Origin of the sequence: Tepidimonas sp., from assembly GCF_029335975.1 — a bacterium.
GTDB lineage: Bacteria > Pseudomonadota > Gammaproteobacteria > Burkholderiales > Burkholderiaceae_C > Tepidimonas.
Genome location: NZ_JARJMT020000113.1, coordinates 1 through 6,064, shown reverse-complemented (window position 1 = coordinate 6,064; position 6,064 = coordinate 1). Strand labels below are relative to the sequence as shown.

6 protein-coding genes are annotated in these 6,064 nt (G+C 65.6%); all 6 read right to left on the bottom strand.

Annotated elements, in window-relative coordinates:
- A partial coding sequence (locus tag P3W97_RS06265; RefSeq protein ID WP_300844865.1) for a hypothetical protein occupies nucleotides 1-755 on the bottom strand: 755 nt, incomplete at its 3' end.
- A gap of 44 nt (nucleotides 756-799) precedes the next feature.
- Nucleotides 800-2,989: a type IV pilus secretin family protein gene (gene pilQ, locus P3W97_RS06260; RefSeq protein WP_300844864.1), complete on the bottom strand. Its 2,190-nt coding sequence runs from the start codon at nucleotides 2,987-2,989 to the stop codon at nucleotides 800-802.
- Entirely contained in the window at nucleotides 2,986-3,555 is a 570-nt protein-coding gene (locus P3W97_RS06255; RefSeq protein WP_300844861.1) for a pilus assembly protein PilP, read from the bottom strand. Before P3W97_RS06255 ends, pilQ begins: the two co-directional genes overlap by 4 nt.
- Nucleotides 3,552-4,238 carry a type 4a pilus biogenesis protein PilO gene (locus tag P3W97_RS06250; protein ID WP_300844858.1) on the bottom strand — a complete coding sequence of 229 codons (687 nt, stop codon included), beginning with the start codon at nucleotides 4,236-4,238 and terminating at the stop codon, nucleotides 3,552-3,554. The genes P3W97_RS06255 and P3W97_RS06250 overlap by 4 nt, the downstream gene beginning before the upstream one ends.
- Nucleotides 4,239-4,258: 20 nt before the next feature.
- Entirely contained in the window at nucleotides 4,259-4,825 is a 567-nt protein-coding gene (locus P3W97_RS06245) for a PilN domain-containing protein (RefSeq protein ID WP_300844855.1), read from the bottom strand.
- On the bottom strand, nucleotides 4,822-5,904 hold the full coding sequence (locus tag P3W97_RS06240) for a pilus assembly protein PilM (protein ID WP_300844852.1): 1,083 nt from the start codon (nucleotides 5,902-5,904) through the stop codon (nucleotides 4,822-4,824). Before P3W97_RS06240 ends, P3W97_RS06245 begins: the two co-directional genes overlap by 4 nt.
- Nucleotides 5,905-6,064: the final 160 nt, after the last annotated feature.

The following is a 6,064-nucleotide window of genomic DNA, read 5'->3' as shown; positions in this document are numbered from 1 at the left end:
ACATCCACATCGTTGGCCGCCAACAAACCCACGATCTCGTAGGCGCTGTCGGAGCCGGGCACCTGACGAACCTGGATGGCCGCAGGAATCCCCCCCGCGTCGGTAGAGGGCTTGTGCGCCCCAGAGTGCACCACCGTCGCCGGAATGCCGATGGGCCGCGTCAGGGCAGCGGATGTAATGCGCAATTCGGGCGATCGCACCGTCACCGCCCGGGACAGCTCGGTCCCCGCCGCAGCGCGGATGCGCACCTGCATATCGCCGATGGCCACCCCCTGACTGCGCCACTGCTCCTCATCGAGCGGGGTGACCGTCGCCACCAACGGCGCACTGCCGACGATGGTGTAGGGCTTGAGCCCGCCGCTGACCCGGAAGGTGCGGGCCTCGGCGGCACCCACCCCGAGCGTGAGCGCCGCCGGCGCGGTGGTGTAGAGCGGCACGCTCGTGCCGACAGTGACCGACACGGTTTGCGTGGTGCCTGCGCGGTCGCTCACCGCCACCGTCGTCGACGCCCCGGGCGCCACCCCGCCGATGACCAGCGTCTGCCCATCGATCGCCGCCACGGCCACCGCCGACTCGGTGCTCACGGCCCGGTAGGGTGGCACGCCCCCGCTGACGGGCAATCGTTTCGATTCGCCCGGCAGCACGGTGAGGGCCGACACCCCTCCCAACGACAGCCCCCCCGTGGTGGGATTCGCCCCTGGCGAGCCGCCTCCGCCCCCGCACGCCACCGTCAAAAAGGCGACGAGGATCGACAAGACCATCCTCATCGGTGCCATGCGCCTAGCCGTTTCGCGCTGCTTCATCGGGTTGTGTCTCGGTTGAGGAGCGGCGCCGCCGCACTGTCAACGATATACGGGGTAAGAAAGATCACCATTTCGCGTTTTTGCGTATCGCGGTTGCGACTCTTGAACAAATTACCCAGCACCGGGACATCGCCCAGAACGGGCACCTTGTCCTCAGCCGTGGATTCTTCGTGTTCAAAAATGCCACCGATCATCACGGTACCGCCATTTTCCACCATGACATCGGTTTGAACCTCGCGCACATCGAGCTGCGGCCCGGCATCGGTGATGCGCAGCAGCCGGTTCTTCGCTGCCTTGAGCTTGACCATCACCTGGCCAGAGGGCGTGATCTGCGGCTCCACCTCGAGTTGCAGATTGGCGTCGATGGACTCGATGACATCCTCGATCTGGCCATTGGCCGCCTGTCGCCGCCGGACGAAGCGGATCTGATCGCCCTGCTTGATGGTGGCCTTGGTCAAATCCCCGGTGAGCACGCGGGGGCTGGAGATGATGCGCCCCTGGTTGTCGGATTCCAGGGCCGACAGCTCGAGGTTGAGGAAGCGATTGGCCGCTGGGCTGAAGAGCGAAATCGCAAACCGGGGCACCTCTGCGCCCGACAGCCCACTGCGTGCCGGCAGGCTGACGAAAGAGGTGTTGGCGTTGTTCATCAGGTTGGCCGTCTGCCCGGTGGTGGAGGTGATGGCGTCATACGAGGCGCCGATCGCTGCTCGTGCTGTCCCCCCGAGACTGTAGCCCGCATCGCCGCCGCGGATGGTGCGCAGATCGGCACCGCCCAACCGCACCCCCAGCGAGCGGCTGAAACCCTCGCGCGCCTCCACGATACGGGCCTGGATCATGACTTGACGCCGCGGGGTATCGATGCGCGCCATGAACTGGCGCACCGCTTCCATGCGGGAGGCGACGTCGGTGACGAACACCTGGTTGGTCCTGGCATCGGCAATCACCGAGCCGCGGGCAGACAGCAAACGGTTGGTGCCGGCACTCTGCCCCGAGCCCGTATTGACGCCCTGCCGCAGAGCGTCGGCGGCCTCCTGCGCTTTGGCGAAGTTCAGGCGGAAGATCTCGGTCTGCACTGCCTCGAGCGCCTCGAGCTTATTGCTGACCTCGCGCCGCGCCAGCGCCTCGTCATCCAACTCCTTCTTCGGGGCGACCCGAATCACGTTGCCGGTCTTGGTCATGCCCAGTTGCTTGGCTTCCAGGATGATGTCGAGCGCCTGGTCCCAGGGCACATCCTTCAAACGCAGGGTCAGGCTGCCCTGCACGGTGTCGGTGGTGATGATGTTGAAGTTGGTGAAGTCGGCGATCACCTGCAGCAGCGAGCGCACATCGATATTCTGGAAGTTGAGGGAGAGCTTCTCGCCGCTGTACTTGGGCCCCTGCACAAGCCGGTTGGGGTCGGGCCTGACCGGGCGCACCTCCAGCACGAACTGTTTGTCGCTCTGGTAGGCGCTGTGTTCCCACGCGCCGGCATTTTCGACCAGCAGGCGCACGCGATCGCCGATCTGGGTGGCCGTCACGGTGTGCACTGGGGTGCCAAAATCCGTCACATCCAATCGCCGGCGCAGGCCTTCGGGCAGCGAGGTGCGCAAAAACTCCACCACCAGATTGCGCCCTTGCGGCCGGACATCCACGCTGGTCTGGGGGTGGGCCAGCTCCACGATCAGGCGGCCAGCGCCATCCCCACCACGGCGAAAATCGATGTCGCTCAGGGCCGTCACGCCGCTGTCGACAGCGGCGGCGGGCCCACCAGTTGCCGCACCGCTGTGCAGGGTCACGAGCAGCACCTGCCCCTGGATCTGGGTGTCGTAGGGCACGGCGCGCAAGAGATTGAGAACCAAGCGGGTGCGGCCAGCGGCTTCGATGACGCGGATCGAGCGCAAATTGCCTTGGTTGACCTCGATGATCCCTTGCCCGGTGGCATTGGTGGTGTCAGCAAAATCCAATGCGATGCGCGCGGGCGTCTGCAGGGCAAACCCGCTGGGCTGGGCCTTGAGCGGTTCGGTGGCTTCGATGCGAATCACTTCGTTGCCACCGCTCAGGCCTGCCGTGACGGAGCGGATGGCCCCTTGCGCATGCGCCCAGCCGCTGGCCAGAACAGCCGCAGCCGCCAGGGCAAGCGCCACCCAGCGCTGGCACCAGCCCCTGTACTCAAAGGCATCACCGTGTGAACGATGGGCGAAGCTCATGGGCCAGTTCCTTCTTGTAGCTGCAAAGTGGCGGTACGCTCGACCCACTCGCCGGCCGCGTCCTGCACGATCTCGCGCAGCGTGATCTGATGGTCGGAGACAGCGGTCACCCGCCCGTAGTTTTGCCCCAGATAATGACCGGTCGCCACCTGGTAGAGCAGCCCATTGGCGCGGACCAGGGCCACACGCCGTCCCCCCATGTCCAGCAGGCCCACCATCGTGATGGCGTCCAGGGGAAACTCCTCCAGCGGCTCGCGCCGCCGGCGCATTTCGGATTCGATCAGGCGGGACGAGGCCCCACTGGCCGCGTCGCTGCGCAGCACACGAACCAGCCTTTCTTCGCTGAAAGGCGCGGGCGCATCAACTCCCTCGTAAGGCTGGGGTTGATAGGCAGCAGGGGGCTGAATCTCGGGCACCTGCGGGCGCGCAGAGGCCCGCTGTTGCGCCATCCACTGGGCCAGATCCCCGCCGTCGTGGCCGCTGGAGCACGCCAGCAGCCCGAGCGAGACGGCCGCGATACCCAAGCCAGCCCAGAGGCCGCGCAGAGGGTGCGCACCGCGGGTCATTTCTTGCCCCCCTGGGCCGTTTTGTTGGCCGCTTTCTGGGCCAGCACTTCGTCCGGATCCAGGTAGCGGAAGGTCTTGGCCGTGGCCTCCATGGTCAGCAGATCGTTGCGGTTGGCCACCGGGTTGATCGACAGGTTGTTCAGCGTCACGATGCGCGACAAGTGGGCAATGTCCGACACGAACATGCCAATGTCGTGGTACGAGCCGCTCACCCGCACGGTGATGGGCAGCTCGGCATAGTAATCGCGCACCGCCTCCTGCCCGGGGCGAAAGAGCTCGAACTGCAGCCCCCGGCCGATACCCGCCTGGTTGATGTCGGACAGCAAGGCATCCATCTCGGCCCGGTTGGGTAGCTGCTTTTCCAGCTGCGCGACATGCAGCCGCACCTGCTCGAGCTGTGCCTTGAGTATGTCGAGGGCGGCGGCCATGGCCACTTTTCGGCTGAACTGGGTCCGCAACTCGTTCTCGCGCTGCTGGGCGGCTTCGAGCGCGTCGAGGCGATCGGACAGCCAGACGAACCACAGCACCACGACGATGAAGAACGCGACCGCCACCAGCAACAAGGTCCGTGGCAGCGCCGGCCAGCGGGAGGGGTCATTGGGATCGAGCCCGCTGAACTGTTGCTGCAAAGTCTGCCGCAGATCGGCCCAGTCAATGGATGAGGACTTGCGCTTGGAGGCCATGGCGTCATCCGGTGGCTAGGTCAAGCCCCGCTCTTGCCCTGCACGACGCGCAGCGCAAACTGGAAGACCCGCCGCTGCCCGCCCGGGGTGAAATTCTGGGTGCCAGCCGTGATCTCGATGAGCTGTGGCTGGCGCAACCAGGGGCTCTGGGTGGACAGATTGCGCAGCAACTCGGACACCCGCTCCTGCGACTGGGCCACCCCGGTGATCGCAATCCCATCGGCCTCCTGTTTGATTGAGCGCAAATACACCCCATCGGGCAAGCGCCGCACCAGTTCATTGAGTAAGTGGACCGGCAGGTTGCGCTCGGCCTGCAGGCTCTGCACAGCGTCTTGGCGCGCCTTGAGGGCATCCAGCTCGGTTTGCAGCGTGGCGATTTCCTTGATCTGTTGGTCGAGCTTGGCGATTTCGGACTGCAACTGGTGGTTGCGCCCCTCCTGTACAGCGATGCGTGCCTCGAACCCCATATAGACCACGCCCGCGAGGGCCACCCCAGCGAAGGCAGCCAGGCCCAGATGGGTGAAGAAAGCCTCGCGCCGCTTCTTGCGCGCCCACTCCCGGTGGGGCAGCAGGTTGATGGCGATCATGGCGCAAACCTCCGCAAGGCCAGCCCCGTGGCAACCAGGTAGGACGTCGCCTCCAGGGCCAGGCGCGCAGCAGGCAGGGTGGGCGGCAAAGCCATGCCCTCGAAGGGATTGAGCACCCGGGTGGCAAAACCCGTCTGGGTCATGACCACATCGGCCAGCCCAGGCAGACTGGCCGCACCGCCAGACAACAAAATGTGATCCACCTTGTTGTGCGGGGTGCTGGTAAAAAAGAACTGCAGCGCCCGACCCAGTTCTTGCCCCAGGGTCTCCAGAAACGGCTGCAGCACCGTCTGCGCATAGTCGGCCGGCAGGCCAACGCCGGTTTTCTTTTTTTGCTCCGCTTCTGCCAAGGCCATGCCGTACTGGCGCGCAATCATCTGGGTCAGCGCGGCGCCTCCGACCGGCTGGTCGCGCTCGTAGATCAACTCGTCGTTGCGGATGACCTGCAAACCCGTGGAGTGTGAGCCAATCTCGAACAAGGCGACCAGCAGTGGGCTGCCCGGGTTGGGCAGCCGCTCGATGGCCCGCCGTGCAGCCAGGCGCGACGCGTAGGACTCGACATCCATGATCACCGGATTGAGGCCTGCCGCCTCGGCCAGCCCCTGACGGTCCGAGACCTTTTCTTTGCGCGAGGCAGCCACCAGCACCTCGTCGTATCCGGCAGCCGTGGGCGACGGCCCGATGAGGCAAAAATCCAGCGCGACTTCAGACAGCGGAAAGGGGATGAGTTGCGCCGCCTCCGCCTCGACCTGGATTTCCAGCTCGTCCTCCGTCAAACCGGCGGGCAGGCTGACCTTGCGCGTGATCACGGCGGAGCTGGGTAAAGCCAGCGCGACATTCTTGGTCCGGGTGCCGGCCTTGCGCACGAGTCGGCGCAGGGCCTCGGCCACCTCGTCGAACTGCTCGATATTGCCCTCCGCCATCCAACCCTTTTCCAACGGCTCGATCGCGCAGTGCAGCAAGGCGCAGTCGCCATTGCGCGCGCGCCCCAACTCCACCAGCTTCAGCGAGCTGGCGCTGATGTCGATGCCGAGCAGCGGTGCGGGCTCACGGCGAAATAACGATTCCCATACCGTCATCGGTTCGAATACTAGCAGTTCAGTCCTGCTTCACCCAGGGAAACCTCGCGCCGCGAGACACGGTTGTGCCGGGTCTCGTTGCCCACACCCGACAGCAGCCGCTTCCTATAATCGCGCTGCCTGGCTGTCGCGCACGGCGCCCCCGCCCACCCCATGACAC

Excerpts from the sequence above, each read along its gene's own strand:
- pilQ (WP_300844864.1), bottom strand. The coding sequence starts at position 2,989 with ATGAGCTTCGCCCATCGTTCACACGGTGATGCCTTTGAGTACAGGGGC.
- P3W97_RS06255 (WP_300844861.1), bottom strand. The coding sequence starts at position 3,555 with ATGACCCGCGGTGCGCACCCTCTGCGCGGCCTCTGGGCTGGCTTGGGT.
- P3W97_RS06250 (WP_300844858.1), bottom strand. The coding sequence starts at position 4,238 with ATGGCCTCCAAGCGCAAGTCCTCATCCATTGACTGGGCCGATCTGCGG.
- P3W97_RS06245 (WP_300844855.1), bottom strand. The coding sequence starts at position 4,825 with ATGATCGCCATCAACCTGCTGCCCCACCGGGAGTGGGCGCGCAAGAAG.
- P3W97_RS06240 (WP_300844852.1), bottom strand. The coding sequence starts at position 5,904 with ATGACGGTATGGGAATCGTTATTTCGCCGTGAGCCCGCACCGCTGCTC.